We start from the raw sequence: 20,860 nt of genomic DNA, 5'->3' as shown, positions 1-20,860 counted from the left end.
ATTTTCGTAACCTATAACACAACCAACATTTATCAGTGCTTAACTGGAAAGCTCTTGCTGCAAGCTTTGTAAACGGTATCACCAGGGAAAGTGATAAACATGGTAAAGACCTTTTGCCCGCAGGCATTACTTTACTGCGTAATTTAACCGGTGCCTATGCCTCTATGCAGGTAATGTTTGCTGATAAGGTAACCGCTAAAGTAAAATATACTACCCCCTCTTTTCTGGATGAGCTGGTGTTGAATCCAGCGCCTATACAAGAATTATTAAAAGCTTATCTCAACAAACCATTTGCCTGGCCCGATATTCCTGCCAAGCAAAACGTATTTCAGGAGCTGCTTACCGCTTTATCTTCCGCAGTGATCATTCCGGTTAATTTTCATCAGCAATCAGGTGTGATCGTATTAGGCTGGAGCGAGCCGCAACACTTTGATGCTGGCTTTGCAGAAGGTGCACGTATTATCAAAGAAGCATTGGAAAGTGCTTTAGAGCAAAGCAGCCGCACCGAAACGTTACAGCGAAGCAATGCTTACCTGAGTGCTATACTGGAAAGCCTGTCGCAGGCGGTGATATTTATTGATGATAATGGATACACCGGTTGGGTGAACAAGCAGGCGGCACGTTTATTAAAGCTGCCTATGTCGGGCGAATTACCTCCCAGTGAATTTGCGGGCGCATTGGCTGCCTGGCGTAACGCTGCCACAAACATTACGGATATCAACCAGCAGGCAGCTGCCTTTTTTGCTAAACCTGGTAGTGCTATTAAAGACTGGATATGGCGTTTTGAGCAACCTGAAAAAGTGGTGTATAGCGTTAGCTGTACGCCTTTGAAAACAGTTCAGTTTTCTGGCAAAGTATGGGTGTTTGATAATGTTACACTCTTTTTTTTCTGAAGCATTATAGTTTTAATAATCCATACTTGTGTAAAGTGTTTACCGGTTTGTTATCCCAAAACAGTTCAAAATCTTCCAGGCCGGCAGCTTCATAACTGTCTTTCACTTCCTGTAGTGTATGCACTTTCATGTTGGCAGAAGAAAGCTGTTGCAACATATCTGCCAGCCATATGCCTTGTGGCTGGTTTACACTTATCTCCATGCTGTCTTTCTTGCCCTGAAATGTAAGGGTAGACATTTCCCAGGTATTGCCTTTTTTGCTTTTGGTGAAGTTTACCACCTGCGGCTTTTTGCCCAGCCACACTACTTTGGTAGTGGGTTTAAAATTGATGATCTCAGGTTCTAGCAGGGCATTGGTAATAAAGTCGGGCGCCACCTTTGTTTTAGGCACTTTAAACTCAAACCATTTTTGCAGGGGATAATCAAAGCAGGCGCCGTGCATGTAGTTGAGCAATGATTTTTTTAAACCATATCCAAACGAATCATGATCGGCCCCGGTAGGATCTACATGTACTATATCATTATTGGCAAAGGTGCCTATGAGATCAGATTCTTTTTTAACGCCGAATTTCTCAGGATTCAGGCCCACAGGGCTGTGTGCTGTCATCGCAAACTGGTGCCAGAAGGCGCTTTGTAAAATGCCGGCCTGAAACATTTGCCGCACCATTTCCAATGAGTCTATGGTTTCCTGTTCTGTTTGTGTAGGAAAGCCATACATGAGGTAAGCGTGTACCATAATGCCAGCTTCTGTGAAGTTGCGGTTTACACGTGCTACCTGAGCCACTGTAATACCTTTCTGAATCAACTCCAGCAAACGGTCACTGGCCACTTCTAAACCGCCCGAAATAGCAATGCAGCCAGATGCTTTTAACAGCAGACACAGATCGCGCGTAAAGCTTTTTTCAAAGCGTACGTTTGTCCACCACGAAACGGTCATTTTACGGCGGATGATCTCCAGGGCTAATGCACGCATGAGGGCAGGAGGGGCTGCTTCATCTACAAAGTGAAAACCGGTTTGCCCGGTCTGGCGGATAATCTCTTCCATCCGGTCGCATAGCAATGAAGCGGCAATAGGTTCATATACCTTTATGTAATCCAATGAAATATCGCAAAAGGTACACTTGCCCCAATAGCAACCATGCGCCATCGTAAGCTTGTTCCAGCGGCCATCGCTCCACATACTGTGCATGGGGTTTACCACCTCAATGGCACTGATATACTGGTCCAATAAAAAGTCGCTATAGTCGGGAGTGCCTACCTGGCCTTGCTTGTAATCGCTACAGGCCTTATTGTTGATGTAAGTGACATGCCCGTTTACCAATGTAAAAGTGCGTTTCAGCTCTTCTACTGTTTTCTCTCCTTTTACATGCTGTATCAGATTTTCAAAAGGTGCTTCCCCATCATCCAGCGTTACAAAATCATAAAATTCAAACACCCGTGCATCTGAAAGTGAGCGCAGTTCGGTGTTGGCAAAGCCGCCACCCATGGCCACTTTTACACCGGGGTAATGTTGTTTAATCCATTGTCCACAACGTAATGATGCATACAGGTTGCCCGGAAAAGGAACCGAAATGGCTACCAGGGAAGGTTGCACGGTTTGCATGCGTTCAGAAAGGAGGGATAGCAGTATACGGTCTATATAAGTATGTTCCTGTTGTAGGGCGCTGTACAGCTCGTCAAAGCTGTTGGCGCTGCGTCCCAGGCGTTCTGCATAGCGGCTAAAACCAAAATGAGCGTCCACGCATTCAGTGATCAGATCAGAGAGGTCTTCCAGGTACATCGTGGCAATATGTTTTGCCTTGTCCTGTATGCCCATGCTGCCAAAAGCCCAGTTTAAATCATCCAGTTGGGCAAAACGGCTGGCTTCCGGTAAAAAATCCCTTTTGCTGATGAGGTGCGCCAGTGTTGGATTTTTGCCTTGTAAGAATAATACCACATCGTCAATGGTTTGCAGGTAATCGTCCTGTAAGGCCAGGATACGGCGAATATTGTCCGATAAAGTGCCGGTTTGCTGGTTCACCTGTTCAAACAGCTGTTGCAGGCCCTTTTGAGAGAATAAGGCCAAGGTAACCTCAATACCCAGGTCGGCCTGAAATGAAGAGATGTTTTTTGTGTTCAAAAAACCTTTCAGATAGGCGGTGGCCGGGTACGGCGTGTTCAGCTGCGTAAACGGAGGCGTGATCAGAAAAACCGAAGCGCTCAAATTCTAGTGATTTAAGCCGCAAAAATATCTTTAAATAGGCAAAAAAGAGAGGGGATGGGCGGGAATCTGCTTAGGGGTGTTGCGCTGCTGCCTGTATTTCGTCTATTTTTTTGTCCAGCTCAGGCCATTGGTCATTATTGTAGATGGTGTAGTGTTGGTAAGTTTCTAAAAATTGCCTGATTTTTTGGCTGAGTTCTTCCGGCGTAACATAGCCTTCCAGGTAATCGTCATTGATATACTCAATGTAGTAAATAGTGTTGGTTTCGATGCCATTTAAATTGGTAGTGATTGTTAAACTATAGAGAGTTTGGATGGTTTTGGCCAGGTCAAAATTGCTGGATTTATATTGGTGATGTAGTAACCCTAATAAAGGCCGGCCGTGAATTGTATCAGCATCACCCTGACCGAGATAATGGTAAGTCTCCTGTATGCTTTTAGAGCCAGAAAGTACTAAGTCAATAATAATGATATCGGGTTGTTCTTCCTGGTCTATAATGTGATAGGCCCAATTCATCACATCCTCCTTAGTCAAAAGTCCGTGTGTTAAAGCTGTATATATAACAGGAAGTGTATGTGTGAGATAGTTGTTATTATCAGATTGCATCTGAGTTCAATGATGATTGTGATCTACTTATTTGAACGCCACCCTTATGTGGATAGGGGATATATCCGTCTGCCGGTGATGGTAGTTGGACTTCACACGTTGCTGAGCATATATTTGCCAGCAAAGGTAATACATCAGTACCCACTTCTAATGAAATCCATAGTTGATTGGTTGCTGCATATGTCAGCTCTTTATTGCAAATACTGCATTGTACATGGTTCCCATGATAGCGAACAGGATTGTTTTCGAGGTTAGGAAACCCCTTCCTGTTTTTATAGTTGCCATACAAAACACGTGTGCTGACACAACTGTCGTTAAGATATTTACATTTTGTGATTTCATAAGGAAACCAGAATAAATTGTAGGAGGTATATGGAATAAAGTTTTCCATATGCTCCATATAGCCTATTTCTGGTGGAATGCGTTTTAGATTGCTACCATACAAATTCACCTTTTTTACTTTGGTAAGTTTTGAAATGGATTCGGGTAAAGTATATATCTGGGAAAATAGCTCACGACCAATTGCTTCTGCTGGTGAAAATGTTTCATTACCTTCTTCTGCAACTTTATCTATGTAATCACATAAGGCAATCCATGCAGGGGAATTTCTATCCTGTACATCGTTTTCTATCCTTTTTATTAAGTTATTCATAGTTACTTATTCATCAACTTATCATAAGCTTCTTCCGTCATGTATTCGAGAATTTCGCCGGGCTGGCAGTCCAGTACACGACAAATTTCTTCGAGGGTTGAAAATCGGATGGCCTTGGCTTTGCCGCTTTTCAATATACTTAAGTTGGCTAGTGTAATGTCAACCTGTTCGCTCAGGTGCGTAAGGCTCATTTTGCGTTTAGCCAGCATTACATCCAGGTTCACTACTATGGGCATGGTGCTAAAGTAATTAAAGTTTTATACCGTTAAATCATGCTCTTCCTGTAATTCCAGGCCGCGTTTAAATGCGCCGGCAAATAAAAAAAGCAAATAGCCCGGAGCCAGCGATAGAATGTTGGGGCCCTCCTTGTTAATAAGGAAGACGTCGCCGCCAGCCTTAGGTAGGTAAATCCATGTCATGATAGTGCTTACAAGCCAGTTAATAAAGAAGGGAGTAAAAACGGCAGCAGCTATAATGTATAACCGGTCAAGGTTTTTAGGCGTGAAAAATTGACCATCAGCAATAGCCAGGCATAATCTTATCACACAAAACAGCACACAGAAAAAAGCCACGCCATAAGAGAACATGGAAAGATAAAAGAGGATTTTAAAAGTTATATAACCGGCTTTGCTGGCAGGAAAAAGTATAGCTTTTTGACTTTCATAATAGTAGAAGGGGGATGCTTTTTTACGGGTTACCAAACTGTCTTCTACATGTTCATATTGTCCTCTGGCAGGCACCAGATCCCAATATTTAATGGAATCTTTTCCGTTGTTGTGAAAGAAGACAGGTTTGTCTGCAATACTAATCTGGTTATTTATCTCGTATCCGGATATGCCCATGTAAAAAACGGGATCTTTAAAGTCACTTACCGAAGGGAATGTAGGCGTTTCCACCCTGGTGTTTTCTTCCATGTGGTAATTGGGAAATTTAAGAGAGCCGCTGATGCCTGCTACCCCATTACCTATCGAAAAGGCTTCACTAATAAAGAAGCTGAATTTTTTATGTTGTTCCACTGCCCGAACACTATCTGTTAGCCTTTTATATAGATAATGAGGAAGGTCAACTGATAAGGTATCCAGAAAAGCGGAATCAGGATCACGTATTTGCCCAAGTATATAATCACTGGCATCCCGCGGTAAATTATTCCGGACATATTTGGGAAGATAATTATAGATGAAAACAATAGAAAAAAAGATAACCGGGGCAATTTTAAGGATTCGGGTGAATTTTTTCATGGACAGTATTATTTGTCCATAAAGGTATATTGTTTATTGAAAAACGATAAATAAATGTTGGTAATTAATGTTTGAGGGAAGCGATGCTATGCCAGTATTTATACACTGACTTCATCATATCTTCCAGCGATTGATAGGTAGATGGTTTAGTGATAAAGGTGTTGGCGCCTGCATCATAACTATAGGAAATGTCCACTTTATTGGTGGTGGTAGAAAAGATGATCACGGGAATAGATTTAAAAACAGGGTGCTTTTTTATCTGGTCCAATGCTGCTTTTCCGCCCATTACGGGCATATTTAAGTCTAATAGAATTAACGATGGCATGGCGCTTTCTGTGGCGTATAACTGTTGCAGGTGATGAATTAATTCTGCACCATGAACAACAAAGTCTAGTTGTACGTCATTGGTAAAGCTTTCAAAAGCGGTTTTAATAAAGTAACGATCGTCTTCATCGTCCTCCGCTACGAGTATATGCAGGTGTTTTCTCAAGTACGTAGTGCGGTGTCCTTTTTTATGTATGAAAAATGAGTGAACAGGCTGTAAATCAATAATAACGAAGGGCCGCAACCGACATAAATGAAAAAACTATGCCATCTTATAGTGTAGAAAGTTAAAACAGGTTCAGTTGTTGACTGGCAGGAGGTTGTGCCTTACCCATCACTGTACGGCCCTGGTATTTCCACGAGTCGTTACGTTCTTTTTCAATCAGTTCGTCAAAGCGGGCGTTAGGGGTAAAATCCTGTTCGGCCTGCTGTGCTATTTCGGTGAGCTTTTTAATAGCCTGTAGTTTATCGCTGCGGTCTATTTTAGCTTTTTCTACCGCGTTCTGCAATACACGGATGGTATCGTCATACACTGTCTCCGGAACTGGAAAAGGATGTCCGTCTTTACCGCCATGTGCAAAAGAAAAACGTGCAGGGTCTTTGAAACGGGAAGGAGCACCATAGATCACTTCGCTTACCAGTGCCAGGGATCGCAGGGTACGTGGGCCAACACCTTCCAGTAGCAGCAGTTCGGCAAAGTCGGCAGGCCGTTTATCATGTGCCAGCCATAACACGCTACCCAGGCGTTTTAAATCCACATCTTTGGCTCTTACTTCATGATGGCCAGGCATAAGCAGGCGTTGTGTTTCCAGTATTATTTTCTCCGGTCTTTCATCCGCCATTTGTAATACGGTTTGCCGCGCACTGGCCGCCTGGTGGTGCGTCATGTTTAATATCATGCCTGCATTAGCACCGCCACAGATAGCAGTATGTGGTTCTTCTACAAAAGACTGAATGCTGGGCGAGTGCCAGTGATAACGTCGTGCGGTGCCACTGTTTTCGCGCATGCCTTGCTGCACCACAGCCCAATGTCCTTCGTCGCTTACAATAAAGCTGTGCAGGTATAGCTGAAACCCATCCTGTATGGCGGTATTGTCCACCTTGGCGCTCAGCTTACTGCAACGCGAAAGGTAATGGCCATCTAATCCTGTTTTTTCACCAATGGCCAATAGCTCGGCAGGAGTTTGACGGGAGTGTTTGCCTTTGCCGCCACAGATATAAATGCCCAGTTCTTTGGAAAGAGGATTGATCGATTTTTTTAAGGCACCCATTACCGAAGTGGTAATGCCGCTGGAATGCCAGTCCATGCCCATTACAGCACCCAGGCTTTGAAACCAGAAAGGATCGCTCAGGCGGCGTAACACTTCTGCTTTACCATATTCGGTGATAATAGCTTCTGTAATAGCCAAACCCAGCTTCGCCATCCGTTGTGCCAGCCAGGGCGGCACGGCACCGGAATGTAAAGGCAAATCAGCTGTTCCTGAGCGTTTCATGCTAACGAAGTTAGCGTAAAATAATTACACCTTCAGCCCGCCGAACATGCTGGTAAGAATGATACATAGCACTATCAATGTAATCACCACATACATCTTATCCTTCTCCAGCATAAAAGAAATGAGGGATAGTACTATTCGCAGGATAGGAGTGGCAATAAGAATGCACACCCCCAATTGTATAATTTCACGGGCGCTGCCGCTGCTAAGTCCTTTGATAATGCCGGGCAGGCTGGTGTAGCCTGCCTCTTCGCCATGGAAAGTGCCATAGTCGGGCATTTGCTGCATACCATTACTCACCAGGTACAGCAGCCCGCCTACCAGGGCTACCCCACACGATACCAGTGTTCCCAGGCGTAAAAACCTGCCTATAAAAATCTCTATGTTTTTATCGTCTATAATTGCTTTGCTTTCTTGTTTCATAACAGGTGTAATTGGGTGTATGAATTAAAACTTCTGCTGCAGGCCGTTATAAATCATTTGCAGGGCCACCAGGGTGATAGCGATGCTGAATATCAGGCGCAGCTTCTTAGGATTAATGCGCATCAGCAGCTTTGTGCCAGTAAAAGCGCCTGCCAGCACACCAATGATCACCGGCATAGCCAATGCAGGATCTATATAACCTCTCTGTAAATACACCACAGCACTGGCAGCAGCGGTGACACCTACCATAAAGTTGCTGGTAGTGGTACTTACCCGAAAAGGAATGCGCATAGCAGTGTCCATTGCCAGCACCTTTAATGCACCGGAACCTATGCCCAATAAGCCTGATAAAACGCCGGCCAGTGTCATGATAGAAAAACCGCCGCCCACATTTCTGAGTTTGTAATGCACCACGCCATCTTTAGTAGGGTAGCTGCCATTCAGCTTTAACTTCTCGGCCCATGGGCTGCCGTTGCTTTCTGCATCTTCATGTTTTTTGCGCAGGGTCATAGCTGCCGAAAATATAAGCGTGGCGCCAAATAATATAGCTACCAGGTTCACGGGTGTGTACACGGCTATTAATGCACCGGTAACTGCACCTATGGTAGTAGCTATTTCTAAAAACATACCTACTCTTATATTGGTAATGCCTTCCCTTACATAAGCACTGGCGCTGCCCGATGAAGTGGCAATAGAGCTTACCAGCGCTGCACCAATGGCATAACGCATATCAATATGAAATGCCAGTGTTAGCAGGGGGATAATAACCACACCACCGCCTAAACCTGTTAACGAACCTACCAACCCGGCCAGGTATGCACCTGCCAGTAAAATGAGTGTAAAAGTGAGAATATACATAGGGTACCTATTTGTTATTAGCTATAATTTGCTTTACCACCGAAACCGCCTGCCGGGGCTTACCATTTTTAATGGCTTCAAAAAGCTCCACATGCAGGTCGTGGCTCGCCGCAAAAAAACGAACCGTAGTAGCATCGCGTTTGTCGAAGTATTCCCGCATTACTACGGTAAAGCCTTTGTATAAATCGGCCAGTACGGCATTGCCCGAAGCGGTGGCCAGGGCCAGGTGAAAGCCTATATCTGCATCAGCGCACTCTTTTGCCTGCTCGTGCGCAATGGCTTTAGCCCGTTTATCCAGCCATTGGCTGATAGCAATAATATCTTCCGGAGTTTTGTGTGATGCGGCTAAGCGTACAATTTCTTCTTCCAGCAGCACACGCACGCTGTTAATGTCAACAGCATCGGCGCGACGCAGGCGCTCATCCAGCGTTTCGCGTTGTATGGCACCGTTTACATAGGTGCCGTCGCCTTGCTTTACACTTAGTATGCCGCTGATGGCTAACGTTTTCACGGCTTCCCGTACCGTAGAGCGTCCTACATTATATAAATGCATTAACTCCGGCTCGGCAGGAATTTTTTCGCCGGTTTTAAACGTACCCTTGGCTATATCACGTTGTATAGCTGCAATGACTTTATCAGAAAGTTTTGCCATAATACCTTCATTTAAACATCTGATGTTTCAAAGGTACGGCTTTTAGGTAATAACGTCTGATGTTTTATTGGAGAGAGGATATTATGGTTTGTGTTGTACAGCGCGCCAGGCGGTTAAATCCGTAGCGTCGAACTTTTCTTTTTCCATCAGGTCAATGGTTTTGTTAATCATTACCATCTGGCTGTTGTGCAGTGTGTCTTGCTCGTTAAAGGGCGATTCATAGTTTTTATCTACCAGTATATTGCCACTGATCACCTGTACTTCTTCTCCATCTTCTTTAGAAAAGGCTATTACACGAAAAGAAGCTTTGCCTTGTACAGTCAGCTGTAGCAGGCGTGTGTTAATGATTAACGGGGTAGGCTCGTCTGCCACATCCAGGAAGGCATCTCCATCTACGGTAAGCTGGCGTTTCTGCGGAAATCCATCAACAGGCGTGATGCGGGTATCTTTTTGCAGCCATACTACTGAACTATCTTTTAAAGTAGTTGTTTGTACAGGCATAGGTATAGGACCTGTATAAGCTGGTGGTGTGCTGTAAATACGATAAATGGGAATAGCGCCGGCTGCTGCTATCACAACAGTGGCAATAATAATAAGCAGTTTCTTCTTGTTTTGGTTGATAGGCATGCTGCAAACTACAATAAAAAAAGGAGGGAAAAAATACCCCTGTATGTATATAAGGTTATTGGCAAAGGAATTGCAGCCGACATAGTAAGTTTTAACCGTAGCTTAAATATACACTATGAAAATTGTAATTGTGGGAGGTGGCTTTGCGGGCATTAATATGGCCAAAAAGCTGGCCGATAACGAGCATACACAGGTGGTACTGGTTGATAAAAATAATTATCATTTCTTCCCGCCATTAATTTACCAGGTGGCTACTTCTTTTATTGAAGCCAGTAATATCAGCTATCCGTTCCGTAAACTGTTTCAACATAAAAAGAACCTGCGCTTTCATTATGGCGCTTTGTTACAGGTGGTGCAGGACGAAAATAAAATCATCACTACATCGGGCGAAGTAACATACGATAAGCTGGTGCTGGCCCTGGGCACCGAAACCAATTACTTTGGCATGCAAAACGTACAGAAGCACGCCATTCCTATGAAAACGATTAACAACGCCCTGGATTTGCGCAACCATTTACTGCAGGTGTTAGAGAAAGCAGCCCTTACCAATGATAAACATGAAAAAGAAAAACTGTTAAATATTGTTATAGCCGGCGGTGGCCCTACCGGGGTTGAGCTGGCGGGAATGATGGCTTATATGGGTAAGCATATTGTTAAAAAAGATTATCCCGATTTGCCCGCTGCCCGCCGCGCCAACATATACCTGGTAGATATGTTGCCTGTGTTGTTGGGGCCTATGAGCAGGAAGTCGCAATCTGAAGCCTATAACGTACTGGATAGTATGGGGGTGAAAGTAAAGCTGAACAGCAGTGTAAAAGATTATGTGAATGATGAAGTTGTGTTTGGTGATGGCACTACTATTCCTACCTATTCACTTATATGGGCGTCGGGTGTAATAGCCTGCGAAGCGCCAGGGCTGCCCAAAGAAAGCATTGGCAAGGGGCGGCGTATTATGGTAGATGCTTTTAATAAGGTGAATGGCACTACTAACATCTACGCCATCGGTGACGTGGCTTTGCAAACAACCGACACGGCTTTTCCCAATGGGCATCCGCAGCTGGCGCAGGTAGCCATACAGCACGGTCAATTGCTGGCGCAAAACCTGGCCCGCGAGCAAAAAGGCCAGCCTATGAAGCCATTTATTTACAATGATAAAGGCAGCATGGCTATCATCTCCAAAAATAAAGCGGTGGTTGATTTATCAAAAAATGTGTTCTTAAAAGGCTTTTTTGCATGGTTGATATGGTTGTTCATTCATATTCTTCCTATTGCTGGTTTTCGTAATAAGTTAAAGCTGCTGAATAACTGGATATGGAGTTTTATCAGTAACGACCCCAATTTGCGCCTTATCATAAGGCCTAAAAACGATTGGGCCGCCGGTACAAAGCAGGAATGAATCGTTAAAATTTCCCTCCTTATCTTCATCTCGCGAAAAATACTATCATATTTGTAAAACGGAACTTTTCGTAAGTACCCTTATTTTAAATGAAAAGCAGGTTGAGAATGAAAAAATGGAATGTGTTGCTAGCTATATGTGGCACACTTACAATAGCCCACGCCCAGATGCCTAATTGGCAAAACCTTGATTTACAAAAGGACTCGGTTTTTGGCATTAGCACAGAAAGGGCCTACAATGAATTGCTGAAAAACAAAAAAGGCACTAAAGTAATTGTAGCAGTAATAGATAGCGGGGTAGATACTGCCCATGAAGATTTGAAGTCGGTTCTCTGGATCAACGCCAAAGAAAAAGCCGGTAACAATAAAGACGACGATCGTAATCATTATGCAGACGATATCAATGGCTGGAGTTTTATTGGCAGTGACAAAGGCAATGTAGTATACGATAACCTGGAACTTACCCGCATTATACGTAAGCAACAGGCCCGCTTTGGCAGCCTGAACAGCGTTCCGGAAGATACTACCGGCTTAGGCGCTTACAAACAATTACGCACCGAATACGACAGGCAGTTACTACAGGCAGAGCAACAACTGAAAGGTGTTACTCAATTTGCTACTGTGCTGGATTCGTTAGTGGCACATATAGGCAAAACCCCTGTTACGCTGGCTGATTTAAAAGCTTACAAAGCCACCAATGGTGCGGAAGCGCGCATTAAAGGTATACTGGAACAACAGCTGGAACGTTATCCGGATGTGGCTACTTTCAAAGAAAGAGAAATTCAGGGTGCTTTAGATCATTTTAAAGAACTAGTAGATTATCAATTGAATTTATCCTACGATAGCCGCCCTGTGGTAGGCGACGATTATAACAATGTTACGCAGCGTTACTATGGTAGCAGTGATGTGTGTGGGCCCGATGCAGATCATGGTACACACGTAGCTGGTATTATAGGTGGTATCCGTCATAACGGTTTGGGTATAGATGGCATTGACGATCAGGTACAGATTATGGCTGTAAGAGCAGTGCCTAACGGTGATGAAAGAGATAAAGATATTGCCAACGCTATCCGTTATGCAGCAGATAATGGCGCAAAAGTCATTAACATGAGCTTTGGTAAGCCTTATTCACCTGATAAGAAAGAAGTGGATGATGCCGTGAAATATGCATTGTCAAAAGATATTTTATTTATCCATGCCGCGGGTAATGATGGCGAAAACATTGACAGCATCAATGTATTTTACCCACGTCGCGAGTTTTTAGATGGCACTGTTGCCAACGCCTGGATAGAGGTAGGCGCATCTGGTATGGCAGATGACGAAAATCTGGTAGCTTCTTTTTCTAACTATGGTAAAAATACGGTAGACGTGTTTGCGCCGGGAGTGGCTATCTATTCTTCTGTACCAGGTTCTAAATATGCTTATCACGATGGCACCAGTATGGCTGCTCCGGTGGTAAGTGGTTTAGCCGCTTTAATCCGTTCTTACTATCCTAATTTAACTGCTGTGCAGGTAAAAGATATTATATTGAAATCGGCTGTGCCTGTAAAGCACCCGGTAGCTATTGCTGCAGAGGGCAACGAAGAACCAGCCATGGTTTCTATGCTGGACTTATGCCGCACAGGTGGTGTTGTAAATGCTTACTATGCGCTTAAAATGGCAGCAGGTATGTAGTAATAACTTTATTTACAGAGAAGCCGTATATGTCATGTATACGGCTTTTTATTTTCGCATATGTGAAAAAGGCAGGCTGGGATTGAGTGTTGCAGGGTGAGAACCTGGGTTAAGGATGGATTGCTGCCAGTACTCTTGCATACAGTTGAGGATGCCCTTTAGGGATGTGTTTTAATAGCTGCCTGGATTCCCGCAAATACACTTCGGCAAAATCGGTCTCCTGTAGCATAATCTCCATACCGTTGTCCAGTATGTCGGCATATTTAATGGTCTGTGCGTCAGCGCAGGTTTTTTCCATGCGCAGGCATTCGTGTTCTTTTCTTTTCCGTCTTTTCCAATGCGGGTAGCTATTTTTTACATACACATCGGTTAGGTCTATTACCAGTTGCATGGTTTTGCCAGTGTCTGCCGGGGATAGTACCGTTAGCAGAAATTCCTGAATCATTTGTTCGGTTACAGGGGTGTCTTCCAATACATCATGTAGCAGCGCGGCTGCCAGCACGGGCAGCTCTGATGTATACTCTCTGCATATTTCCATTACCCGTATAGGATGTACTATATAACGTTCTGCTGTAAACTTTCTTTGCTGGGTACCATGTGCCTGATCGGCAAAGTTTTTTATCTGTTCTAATACTTTATTCATCATTCGTGTACAAAATAAAAGAAGAGGTGCGCAATGGTGTTGCGTAGTGTTTGGTGGCCCTGATGTACCTTCTCATTATTCCTTATTTTTGGATACAACGGTGTTGTTGAAATGTATCCGGTATAGTTGTGAGAGTATATAAATTTGAAGTCTTTACCTCAGACATCGAGCAAAATATCCTTAACGGGGTATATAAGCCAGGTCACAAACTGCCTTCTGTGCGGGAGCTGAAAAAGCAGTACCAAACAAGCGTGAATACCATACAAAGTGGCTATGAGCATTTAATGGCAACAGGTCTGGTGGTAAGTATTCCTAAATCGGGGTATTATGTGGCTTCGCTGCTTCATAAACCCGAAGAAAATGTCACCTCACTTCCGTTGGTGGTGCGCGATGCTACTTTTGAACGCCATGTAGAGTTGACCACTTCTTCGCGGGGGAAAAAGAAGATAGCCGAGTTTAATGTGGCTATGCCGGGCGATCTGATCATTTCTCAGAAGCTATTGTTACGAACCATGCAACAGGTTATCCGGGAAAACGGAGTGGCCTTGTTGAGGTACTATCCTACCAGCGGTTCGGAAGAATTAAAAGCTAATATTATAAAGCATGCAGCCAGCTATCAAACCCGTATTCATCCACAGGAGTTATTAATTACAGATGGAGCCTTACAGGCGCTGCATATTGCACTGGCTGCCATTTGCAAGGCCGGGGATATTATAGCAGTAGAAAGTCCCTGCGTGTTTTCTGTATTAGAGGTGATAAGGGTGTTGGGACTTAAGGTGATTGAAGTGCCTGTAGATAGTACGAGTGGATTTGATATACATTTTTTCAAAAAAGCCTGTGCAAAAAAGAAGATCAAAGCACTGGTTATTACGCCGAACTTTCATAATCCCACAGGTGCGTTGCTGGCCGATGAACAAAAGAAAGAATTGGTTGCTATTATACAGCAACATGATGTAGCTGTGATAGAGAATGATATTTATGGCGATCTTCATTTTAACAGCAAGCGACCGGTCACACTCAAAAGCTTTGATGAAAGCGGACTGGTGCTAACTATAGCATCCTACGCAAAAACGCTGGCGCCGGGTATTCGTTTGGGGTGGTTGTCGGCAGGTAAATTTTTTAAACAGGCCGAGCAGATCAGGTTCTCGATGGGGAGTTCTGTTTCTCCTGTTTACCAGGAAACCGTAAATCATTTATTGTCTTCCAATAGTTATGCCCGTCACATCCGGGCTTTCAGAACACAGCTTGCTACAAACGCCCACTTTACCTTACAGCTTTTGTCTACGTATTTTCCTGCCGCAACACGGGTGGTGCTACCTGCCGGTGGTTACAATATCTGGGTGCAAATGCCGGATAATATAGATATGGATGGCTTTTATAAACACTGCGAGAAAATAGGGGTGAAGTTTACGCCCGGTTATACCTTCTCTTTTTCCGGGATGTTTGAAAGATGTTTCCGGATTGTATTTGCTGATAAATACGCTGCTGCCAAGATAAAAGCGCTGGAGTTGGCGGGGGCATGGGCTTCCCGTTAACTGTACTGGTTAGTTTTAAAAGATGTGTACCCAAGCCGTGGTGGGAGCGGCTCCTAATTTTGGTGTATTAACACAAAATAATGGACTCAAAAATTGTTACTCAATTTGTAGTGGCCTCAGAGCAAGGTGTGAAGGCATTGCTGGAACTTGCGCAAACCATTACCCGGGAAAAGTTTGCTTCCCTGTTATCTCCACAAAAAACAGACAAGTACCTCGCTGCAAAGTATAGCAAGCAGGCGTTGATTGATGAGGTGAACAACCTGTCTAATCAATGGCTGGTGGTGTATGTGAATGATAAGCCTACAGGCTTTGCCAGGATTACTTCTAAAGGAGAAAGACCAGAAATGCTCGCTCAAAAGCGTGTAGTAAGAATTGCTGATTTTGGAATACTGAATGCATGTGCCAACGAAATGGTAAGGCAATCGTTATGGGATAAGTGCTGTGCTGTTTGCAAATCCTATGAAGCCATCTGGATGCATGAATATGCCGAAAATCCACTGATCGCTTTTTTTGAATCGCAAGGTTTTCGCCAACAGGAAGAAGCAGCCGCTCCGGATGAGTTGTTATTACCATCTGTTTACCTGATTAAACAAGCATAAACATACCTGCAATTTAGTATCAGATATGAGTAACCCATCAATAGCTATTCAGCCTGCCAGGGCCACAAAGGGGGAGGTGGTGCTGGTGTCGCTTGCCACTTTCCTTGTTTTCTTTCAGGGTTTTATGGTGGCTCCTTTATTGCCGGAACTGGCAGATTTTTTTCACACCTCTGTCCGGCGAATGAGTTTTATAGAGCCTGTTTATTTATTAGGATATGGTTTGTTTACACTTGTGTATGCTCCGTTGAGCGATCGTTATGGCAGGTTTGCTATCATAGCGTTTTCTTTATCCCTGTTTGTTGTTTTTACTTTTAGTACGGCATGGGTAGCAAATGCGCATCAAATGATTTTGTTACGGCTGTTAACGGGCATCAGTGCTGCCGGTATAGCGCCTACCACCATTAGCTGGATCAGCGATCGCTTTCCTTATAAAGAAAGGGGATATGCGTTAGGTGTGTTCTTTGGTTGTATGGCAGGAGGAACGGCTTTAGGCTCTAGTACCGGGGCGTTGTTGGCTGGTGTAGTGGGATGGAGAGTGTTGTTTGTGGTTGTTGCATTTGCCGGGTGTATGGTATTGTTGTTGAATGTGTATTACCGGCGTCGCATTTTTCTGCAGGTGCCCCGCCTTTCGCAACAAACCTCCCTGGTAGCCACTTTCAGAGAAATACTATCCACGTCAAGAGCAAGGGGTACTTACTTTTTCGTTTTTGAGAATGGATTGTTTCATAGCGGGGTGTTTGCCTGGTTAGGGGTTTATTTCTATCACTATTTTCATTTAAATGAGCGCGAGATTGGATTGGCGCTTCTAGGGTATGGCATACCGGGTTTGTTATTGGGTTCTGTGCTCGGGCGTATGGCAGATAGAATAGGTAGAAAGAAAGTGATTCCGGCAGGTATTCTGTTAGGGGGCTGCGTTGTTATTGCTTTAAGCTGTATCCCGCCGTTGTTTATTGCATGCGTACTTGTTACTTTATTATCGTTCAGCTTTGATCTTACCCATCCGTCATTAGCAGTGATTGTAACCTCTTTTAATAGTAAAAATGCAGGTGGCTCTACCGGGCTATTTGCTTTTTTTCTTTTTGCCGGATATGGTTTTGGAAGTTTGCTGTTTAGTTTATTGGTTTCGGCAGGGTTTGTTGAAACACTGCGTGTATTTGGTGTAATGGCGGTGCTGGCATCTTTGGCAGCAAGGATGTTTTTTAAAAACGAGCATTAAAGCCAACCTTCCATGGGATAACAGTGTAACATGCCATCTGCTATGTCAAAGGCGGTTGCACTGTTGCCATTGGAAAAACCTATCACTGTCATCCCCGCCTTTTTTCCTGCCTGTATGCCATGGTACGAGTCTTCAATCACTACACATTCTTCCGGCAGTACCTGTAGCTTCCTGGCTGTGGTAAGATATACATCGGGGTGTGGCTTACTGTTGGCTTCCTGTTCTGCAGAAGATACCACATCAAACAAATGCGCTATCCCGGCACGCTCCAGGCATAAGGGAATAAAGAAAGCCGGCGAATTGGTGGCCAGGCCGATTTTGAAACCTTTTGATTTTAAATGTTGTATAAATTCTCTGATATATGCAATTTCGCAATCAGTAGTTTTTATCAGCTCCATTACTCTGGCTATTACCATTTGTTCTACTTCTTTAACAGCCACATGTGCCCAGGGGTATTTTGCAAACCAGAACAGCGACGCTTCCGTCATTGTCATGGTGCGGGTTAGCTGGCAGTCTTCCTCCGTCATGGTTACGCCCAGTGAAGTAAAAACTTCGCGTTCTGCTGTTGACCAGAATCCTTCACTGTCAATAACAACTCCGTCCATATCAAAAATCACCGCCTTCTTGTTGTAAAAGAGTTCTTTCATTGCGTACTGTATAAAACCGGGAGATGATAACAGCCTATATTATATACGCTGTGTTTAATATATGTGCTTCAGGAGAAAACGAAACAAACGGGAGGTTGATAACTGGTTCCGGTTGCTTTTCCCTTCGTCGGTATTAACCGCATCAGGTTCAAAGAGTTTTTCTCAATTCTGCTGTTTGGCAGAATACCCCTAAAGCACTACAAAGATAACTGGCCGGCTACCTGAAAAACGTGATTTTGTACAATAATTTCCGGATATGGGTATTGTGCCCTAGTTTTGCTGCACTTTATTAACAGTATTTGCGACATCTTTCTGTTATATTACTCCTGGTAGCTTTTCTTGCACAATGTTTTTGCAAGACGTTTATCGTTGCAGATTACTATGTAAATACGGCGGCCTTTGCACAGAATTGTGAAAACAAGGCCAAACCGATGATGCATTGTAATGGTAAATGCCAGATGATGAAAAAGCTGAAACAGCAGGAGAATAAAGAAAAACAAAACACCGGGCAGAAAGGCGAGAATAAAACAGAGGTGTTATCCAGGCAATCTTACTTCGCTAGCGTAGAGTATACTCAATCATCCTTTTCACAAAGCTTCTTTACCCGGAACAACAACCTGGTAAAAGACATGGCTGCCGAAATCTTCCATCCGCCTGCAGCATAGCCTGCCTTCTTTTCAACAGCACATGGGGTGTATCATGCACATGCCGTAATAGCGGTATCTGTTCTGTTATATCTGTAGCTGTATTCATTATTCCCACTTTCATTTTATCGTTCCAGGCTGGTATGCCTTTTATCTGTATCACTCTATAGTGATGTACGGATAGGGATAGGTGTGTCCGGCTGGTGCATTCAACTGTATTTAAAAAAAAAAGGATGAAAAAGATATTGGCATTCGTGTGCACCATATTCCTGTTTGCCTATGGGCATGCGCAAAAGGCAGGAATGTTTACGGGTAAAGTATATGATGCATTGAGTAAAGAACCTGTGGCGGGCGCCGTAATTACCGGGGTAGACACACAAACGGTTATTACTGATGTAAACGGCAGTTTTACTATTTACACCAACGGTACCACTTTAACCGTTTCGTGTATGGGTTTTGAGAAAAGGACAATTAACGCTGGCAATACCTCATTAGCGGTGGCATTAAAACCATCGGACAAACAATTACAGCAGGTGGTGGTAAGCGCCAACCGCACTGCCGAAAAAAGGAACGAGGTGCCTGTAGCCATTGCAGTCATCAGCAAACAAACTATTGAAGACACCAAAGCGCAGCGTTTAGATCAGCTGCTAAACAAGGTGAGTGGTGTGTTTATGGTAAACCTGGGTAACGAGCAGCACGAAATGAGCATCCGTCAGCCCATGACCACCAAAAGCGTTTTCCTGTATATGGAAGATGGCATACCTATTCGCACCACCGGCGTGTATAACCACAATGCGTTACTGGAAATGAACATGGCAGCAGCTAAAAGCATAGAGGTGATTAAAGGGCCTTCTTCTGCCTTGTATGGTGCAGAAGCTATTGCGGGCGCTGTCAATATTATCACACAATCTGCTCCTGCGTATACGGCTGGTACTGTAAGCGCACAAATGAACAACAAAGGATATAAAAGAACCGATGCACAAATAGGTACCTCTATTGGCAAATGGGGCATTATGGCCAGTGGTTATTATGCCAACAGAACCGATGGGCCTATTGAGTTCAGCAATTTTCATAAGTCTATTGTATCGCTGCGTACAGACTATCGCGCCAGTGATAAGCTTACCTGGGCCAATACTTTTACCTACATGGATTATAACTCTGATATGACCGGCACGCTGGACAGTATCAAGTTTGCGCAGAAAAACCTGAGTTCGCAACAATCGTTCACCTACCGTAAAGTATATGCGTTGCGTTACAAGTCTATGCTCAATTATCAATGGAAGCAGGGTAGTGCCAGCAATGTTTCTTTCCTGTTCCGTGATAACTCGGTAAAGCAAAATCCTTCTTATTCTATTGGCACTACTACTGATGCTACCCGTTTTCGCGGACAGATTAATGAAAACGCTTTTCGTACGTTTGCTTTGTTCCTGCAACACACACAGCAATTCCATTGGTTGCATAGCAAGTTGATTGCAGGCGCCAGCGTGGATGTAAGCCCGCAGCGTTACAAGGCGCAGTTTATTTCTATTCATAAAGATGTGGCTTCTGGCAAGTATGATAGCTATTCTACCAACACGCCCGATTCTTTGCTGAGCAATTATACTACTGGTATCACCAATTATGCCGCGTATGTAGATTATGAAGTAAGTCCCATGCGTAATGTGAAACTGGTGGGTGCTGTCCGTTACGATGCTTTCCGGTATAACTATACCAACAAGCTGCCGGTAAGTACTACTTCTGGCGCGGCTTCTACTATTAACAACTACAGTAGAATAGCGCCTAAATTAGGGGTAACGTACAATACGCGTTATATAGGCTTTTACGGCAACTACAGCCAGGGCTATGTACCGCCTCAGTTGACTGAGCTGTATAGCGGGACAGTGAATGCCCCTTACCTGCAACCACAAACTTTTTATAACTATGAAGTGGGTGGCTGGATTTCGTTACTGGGCAATAAACTGTATGCCGATTGGAGTGTGTACCTGATGAATGGCAGCAATGAAATTATATCTGTAAAGCAGCCGGATAATACCTACGTGAACCAGAATACGGGCAAAACAAGGCATAAAGGTATAGAGTACGGGATTACCTATCGCCCCGTTGCAGATGTAGCTGTAAGGTTGAGTGCTACTAATGCCAAACACACTTTTGTAGAAAACGTAGTAAAGGGCGTGGATTATAGCGGTAAGGAAATGAGTGCTGCACCACGGTTTACGGGTAATGCAGAAATTACCTACAAGCCTCATTTTATAAGAGGTTTACGCATCAGTGCGGAGTGGCAGCACCAGGGTAAGTATTTTATGGATGATTTGAATAAGACCACTTACACCGGTTTTGATGTGATTAATGTGCGTGCAGGCTATTTGATTGGCAGGATGGAGTTTTGGGTAAACGCATTGAACGTGGCCAATAAATACTATTCCACTTTTGCTTCTAAAAATGCGGCCAGCAGTGGCACTGCTGCTTATTCTTATAACCTGGGCGATCCCCGGGAAATTACGGTGGGCATTGCCTGCAGGTTTGGAAAAAAATAGCGGATA

General features: G+C 44.0%; 21 protein-coding genes and 1 riboswitch. Of the genes, 8 read left to right on the top strand and 13 right to left on the bottom strand.

The window, feature by feature from the left end; genetic code table 11:
• Positions 1 to 35: 35 nt before the first annotated feature.
• The gene (locus FLA_RS21330; RefSeq protein WP_076382251.1) at positions 36 to 893 is read left to right on the top strand and encodes a PAS domain-containing protein; all 858 of its coding nucleotides are present in this window, start codon (positions 36 to 38) and stop codon (positions 891 to 893) included.
• Between the two features lie 4 nt (positions 894 to 897).
• Here FLA_RS21330 and FLA_RS21325 read toward each other — a convergent pair whose 3' ends face one another.
• From FLA_RS21325 to FLA_RS21275, 11 genes are all read right to left on the bottom strand, one after another.
• Positions 898 to 3,096, bottom strand: a complete 2,199-nt coding sequence (locus tag FLA_RS21325) for a B12-binding domain-containing radical SAM protein (protein WP_076382250.1) — start codon at positions 3,094 to 3,096, stop codon at positions 898 to 900.
• Between the two features lie 70 nt (positions 3,097 to 3,166).
• Positions 3,167 to 3,628, bottom strand: coding sequence for a hypothetical protein (locus tag FLA_RS21320; RefSeq protein ID WP_144264170.1), 462 nt, complete (start codon positions 3,626 to 3,628; stop codon positions 3,167 to 3,169).
• Between the two features lie 61 nt (positions 3,629 to 3,689).
• Positions 3,690 to 4,352, bottom strand: a complete 663-nt coding sequence (locus tag FLA_RS21315; RefSeq protein ID WP_076382248.1) for a hypothetical protein — start codon at positions 4,350 to 4,352, stop codon at positions 3,690 to 3,692.
• A gap of 2 nt (positions 4,353 to 4,354) precedes the next feature.
• Entirely contained in the window at positions 4,355 to 4,588 is a 234-nt protein-coding gene (locus FLA_RS21310) for a helix-turn-helix domain-containing protein (protein WP_076382247.1), read from the bottom strand.
• Positions 4,589 to 4,609: 21 nt separating this feature from the next.
• Positions 4,610 to 5,368 (bottom strand): DUF2975 domain-containing protein, encoded by a 759-nt coding sequence (locus FLA_RS21305; RefSeq protein ID WP_159445187.1) that lies wholly within the window; start codon positions 5,366 to 5,368, stop codon positions 4,610 to 4,612.
• A 286-nt stretch (positions 5,369 to 5,654) separates the two neighbouring features.
• Positions 5,655 to 6,080: a response regulator gene (locus FLA_RS21300; protein WP_076382245.1), complete on the bottom strand. Its 426-nt coding sequence runs from the start codon at positions 6,078 to 6,080 to the stop codon at positions 5,655 to 5,657.
• A gap of 121 nt (positions 6,081 to 6,201) precedes the next feature.
• A complete protein-coding gene (locus FLA_RS21295) occupies positions 6,202 to 7,407 on the bottom strand; it encodes a DUF763 domain-containing protein (protein ID WP_076382244.1) in 1,206 nt (401 codons plus the stop codon).
• 24 nt (positions 7,408 to 7,431) lie between these two features.
• On the bottom strand, positions 7,432 to 7,830 hold the full coding sequence (locus FLA_RS21290; RefSeq protein WP_076382243.1) for a DUF1634 domain-containing protein: 399 nt from the start codon (positions 7,828 to 7,830) through the stop codon (positions 7,432 to 7,434).
• Positions 7,831 to 7,854: 24 nt separating this feature from the next.
• Complete coding sequence (locus tag FLA_RS21285; protein ID WP_076382242.1) at positions 7,855 to 8,688, bottom strand: sulfite exporter TauE/SafE family protein; 834 nt, start codon at positions 8,686 to 8,688, stop codon at positions 7,855 to 7,857.
• A gap of 7 nt (positions 8,689 to 8,695) precedes the next feature.
• Positions 8,696 to 9,340, bottom strand: a complete 645-nt coding sequence (locus FLA_RS21280; RefSeq protein WP_076382241.1) for a FadR/GntR family transcriptional regulator — start codon at positions 9,338 to 9,340, stop codon at positions 8,696 to 8,698.
• Between the two features lie 81 nt (positions 9,341 to 9,421).
• On the bottom strand, positions 9,422 to 9,967 hold the full coding sequence (locus FLA_RS21275; RefSeq protein WP_076382240.1) for a FecR domain-containing protein: 546 nt from the start codon (positions 9,965 to 9,967) through the stop codon (positions 9,422 to 9,424).
• A 115-nt stretch (positions 9,968 to 10,082) separates the two neighbouring features.
• On the opposite strand from FLA_RS21275, the gene FLA_RS21270 reads away from it, so the two are divergent.
• Positions 10,083 to 11,363 (top strand): NAD(P)/FAD-dependent oxidoreductase, encoded by a 1,281-nt coding sequence (locus FLA_RS21270; RefSeq protein ID WP_076382239.1) that lies wholly within the window; start codon positions 10,083 to 10,085, stop codon positions 11,361 to 11,363.
• 107 nt (positions 11,364 to 11,470) lie between these two features.
• The gene (locus tag FLA_RS21265) at positions 11,471 to 13,036 is read left to right on the top strand and encodes a S8 family peptidase (RefSeq protein ID WP_231940302.1); all 1,566 of its coding nucleotides are present in this window, start codon (positions 11,471 to 11,473) and stop codon (positions 13,034 to 13,036) included.
• Between the two features lie 109 nt (positions 13,037 to 13,145).
• Here the strand turns inward: FLA_RS21265 and FLA_RS21260 are convergent, their stop codons facing one another.
• Positions 13,146 to 13,682 carry an HD domain-containing protein gene (locus tag FLA_RS21260; RefSeq protein WP_231940301.1) on the bottom strand — a complete coding sequence of 179 codons (537 nt, stop codon included), beginning with the start codon at positions 13,680 to 13,682 and terminating at the stop codon, positions 13,146 to 13,148.
• Positions 13,683 to 13,807: 125 nt separating this feature from the next.
• On the opposite strand from FLA_RS21260, the gene FLA_RS21255 reads away from it, so the two are divergent.
• From FLA_RS21255 to FLA_RS21245, 3 genes are all read left to right on the top strand, one after another.
• Positions 13,808 to 15,214, top strand: a complete 1,407-nt coding sequence (locus FLA_RS21255; RefSeq protein ID WP_084206504.1) for an aminotransferase-like domain-containing protein — start codon at positions 13,808 to 13,810, stop codon at positions 15,212 to 15,214.
• 80 nt (positions 15,215 to 15,294) lie between these two features.
• On the top strand, positions 15,295 to 15,813 hold the full coding sequence (locus tag FLA_RS21250) for an N-acetyltransferase (RefSeq protein WP_076382236.1): 519 nt from the start codon (positions 15,295 to 15,297) through the stop codon (positions 15,811 to 15,813).
• A 25-nt stretch (positions 15,814 to 15,838) separates the two neighbouring features.
• Positions 15,839 to 17,029, top strand: coding sequence for an MFS transporter (locus FLA_RS21245; protein WP_076382235.1), 1,191 nt, complete (start codon positions 15,839 to 15,841; stop codon positions 17,027 to 17,029).
• On the opposite strand, the gene FLA_RS21240 is transcribed toward FLA_RS21245, so the two are convergent.
• A complete protein-coding gene (locus FLA_RS21240; protein ID WP_076382234.1) occupies positions 17,026 to 17,676 on the bottom strand; it encodes an HAD family hydrolase in 651 nt (216 codons plus the stop codon). The two genes, FLA_RS21245 and FLA_RS21240, sit on opposite strands and share 4 nt — an antisense overlap.
• A gap of 102 nt (positions 17,677 to 17,778) precedes the next feature.
• Positions 17,779 to 17,877, bottom strand: a riboswitch (TPP riboswitch).
• A 230-nt stretch (positions 17,878 to 18,107) separates the two neighbouring features.
• On the opposite strand from FLA_RS21240, the gene FLA_RS21235 reads away from it, so the two are divergent.
• Together FLA_RS21235 and FLA_RS21230 are read left to right on the top strand one after the other, a co-directional pair.
• Positions 18,108 to 18,341 carry a hypothetical protein gene (locus FLA_RS21235; protein WP_144264169.1) on the top strand — a complete coding sequence of 78 codons (234 nt, stop codon included), beginning with the start codon at positions 18,108 to 18,110 and terminating at the stop codon, positions 18,339 to 18,341.
• A gap of 212 nt (positions 18,342 to 18,553) precedes the next feature.
• Positions 18,554 to 20,854: a TonB-dependent receptor gene (locus FLA_RS21230; protein WP_076382232.1), complete on the top strand. Its 2,301-nt coding sequence runs from the start codon at positions 18,554 to 18,556 to the stop codon at positions 20,852 to 20,854.
• Positions 20,855 to 20,860: the final 6 nt, after the last annotated feature.

The sequence above is a fragment of the Filimonas lacunae genome, from assembly GCF_002355595.1.
Lineage (GTDB): Bacteria > Bacteroidota > Bacteroidia > Chitinophagales > Chitinophagaceae > Filimonas > Filimonas lacunae.
Note: the sequence above shows the minus strand (reverse complement) of the source record. Positions and strands in the feature narration are given on the sequence as shown.

Coding starts and splice junctions, on each gene's coding strand:
- FLA_RS21315 (WP_076382248.1), bottom strand. CDS start 4,352: ATGAATAACTTAATAAAAAGGATAGAAAACGATGTACAGGATAGAAAT.
- FLA_RS21310 (WP_076382247.1), bottom strand. CDS start 4,588: ATGCCCATAGTAGTGAACCTGGATGTAATGCTGGCTAAACGCAAAATG.
- FLA_RS21295 (WP_076382244.1), bottom strand. CDS start 7,407: ATGAAACGCTCAGGAACAGCTGATTTGCCTTTACATTCCGGTGCCGTG.
- FLA_RS21290 (WP_076382243.1), bottom strand. CDS start 7,830: ATGAAACAAGAAAGCAAAGCAATTATAGACGATAAAAACATAGAGATT.
- FLA_RS21285 (WP_076382242.1), bottom strand. CDS start 8,688: ATGTATATTCTCACTTTTACACTCATTTTACTGGCAGGTGCATACCTG.
- FLA_RS21280 (WP_076382241.1), bottom strand. CDS start 9,340: ATGGCAAAACTTTCTGATAAAGTCATTGCAGCTATACAACGTGATATA.
- FLA_RS21275 (WP_076382240.1), bottom strand. CDS start 9,967: ATGCCTATCAACCAAAACAAGAAGAAACTGCTTATTATTATTGCCACT.
- FLA_RS21270 (WP_076382239.1), top strand. CDS start 10,083: ATGAAAATTGTAATTGTGGGAGGTGGCTTTGCGGGCATTAATATGGCC.
- FLA_RS21265 (WP_231940302.1), top strand. CDS start 11,471: ATGAAAAAATGGAATGTGTTGCTAGCTATATGTGGCACACTTACAATA.
- FLA_RS21260 (WP_231940301.1), bottom strand. CDS start 13,682: ATGATGAATAAAGTATTAGAACAGATAAAAAACTTTGCCGATCAGGCA.
- FLA_RS21250 (WP_076382236.1), top strand. CDS start 15,295: ATGGACTCAAAAATTGTTACTCAATTTGTAGTGGCCTCAGAGCAAGGT.
- FLA_RS21245 (WP_076382235.1), top strand. CDS start 15,839: ATGAGTAACCCATCAATAGCTATTCAGCCTGCCAGGGCCACAAAGGGG.
- FLA_RS21240 (WP_076382234.1), bottom strand. CDS start 17,676: ATGAAAGAACTCTTTTACAACAAGAAGGCGGTGATTTTTGATATGGAC.
- FLA_RS21235 (WP_144264169.1), top strand. CDS start 18,108: ATGATGCATTGTAATGGTAAATGCCAGATGATGAAAAAGCTGAAACAG.
- FLA_RS21230 (WP_076382232.1), top strand. CDS start 18,554: ATGAAAAAGATATTGGCATTCGTGTGCACCATATTCCTGTTTGCCTAT.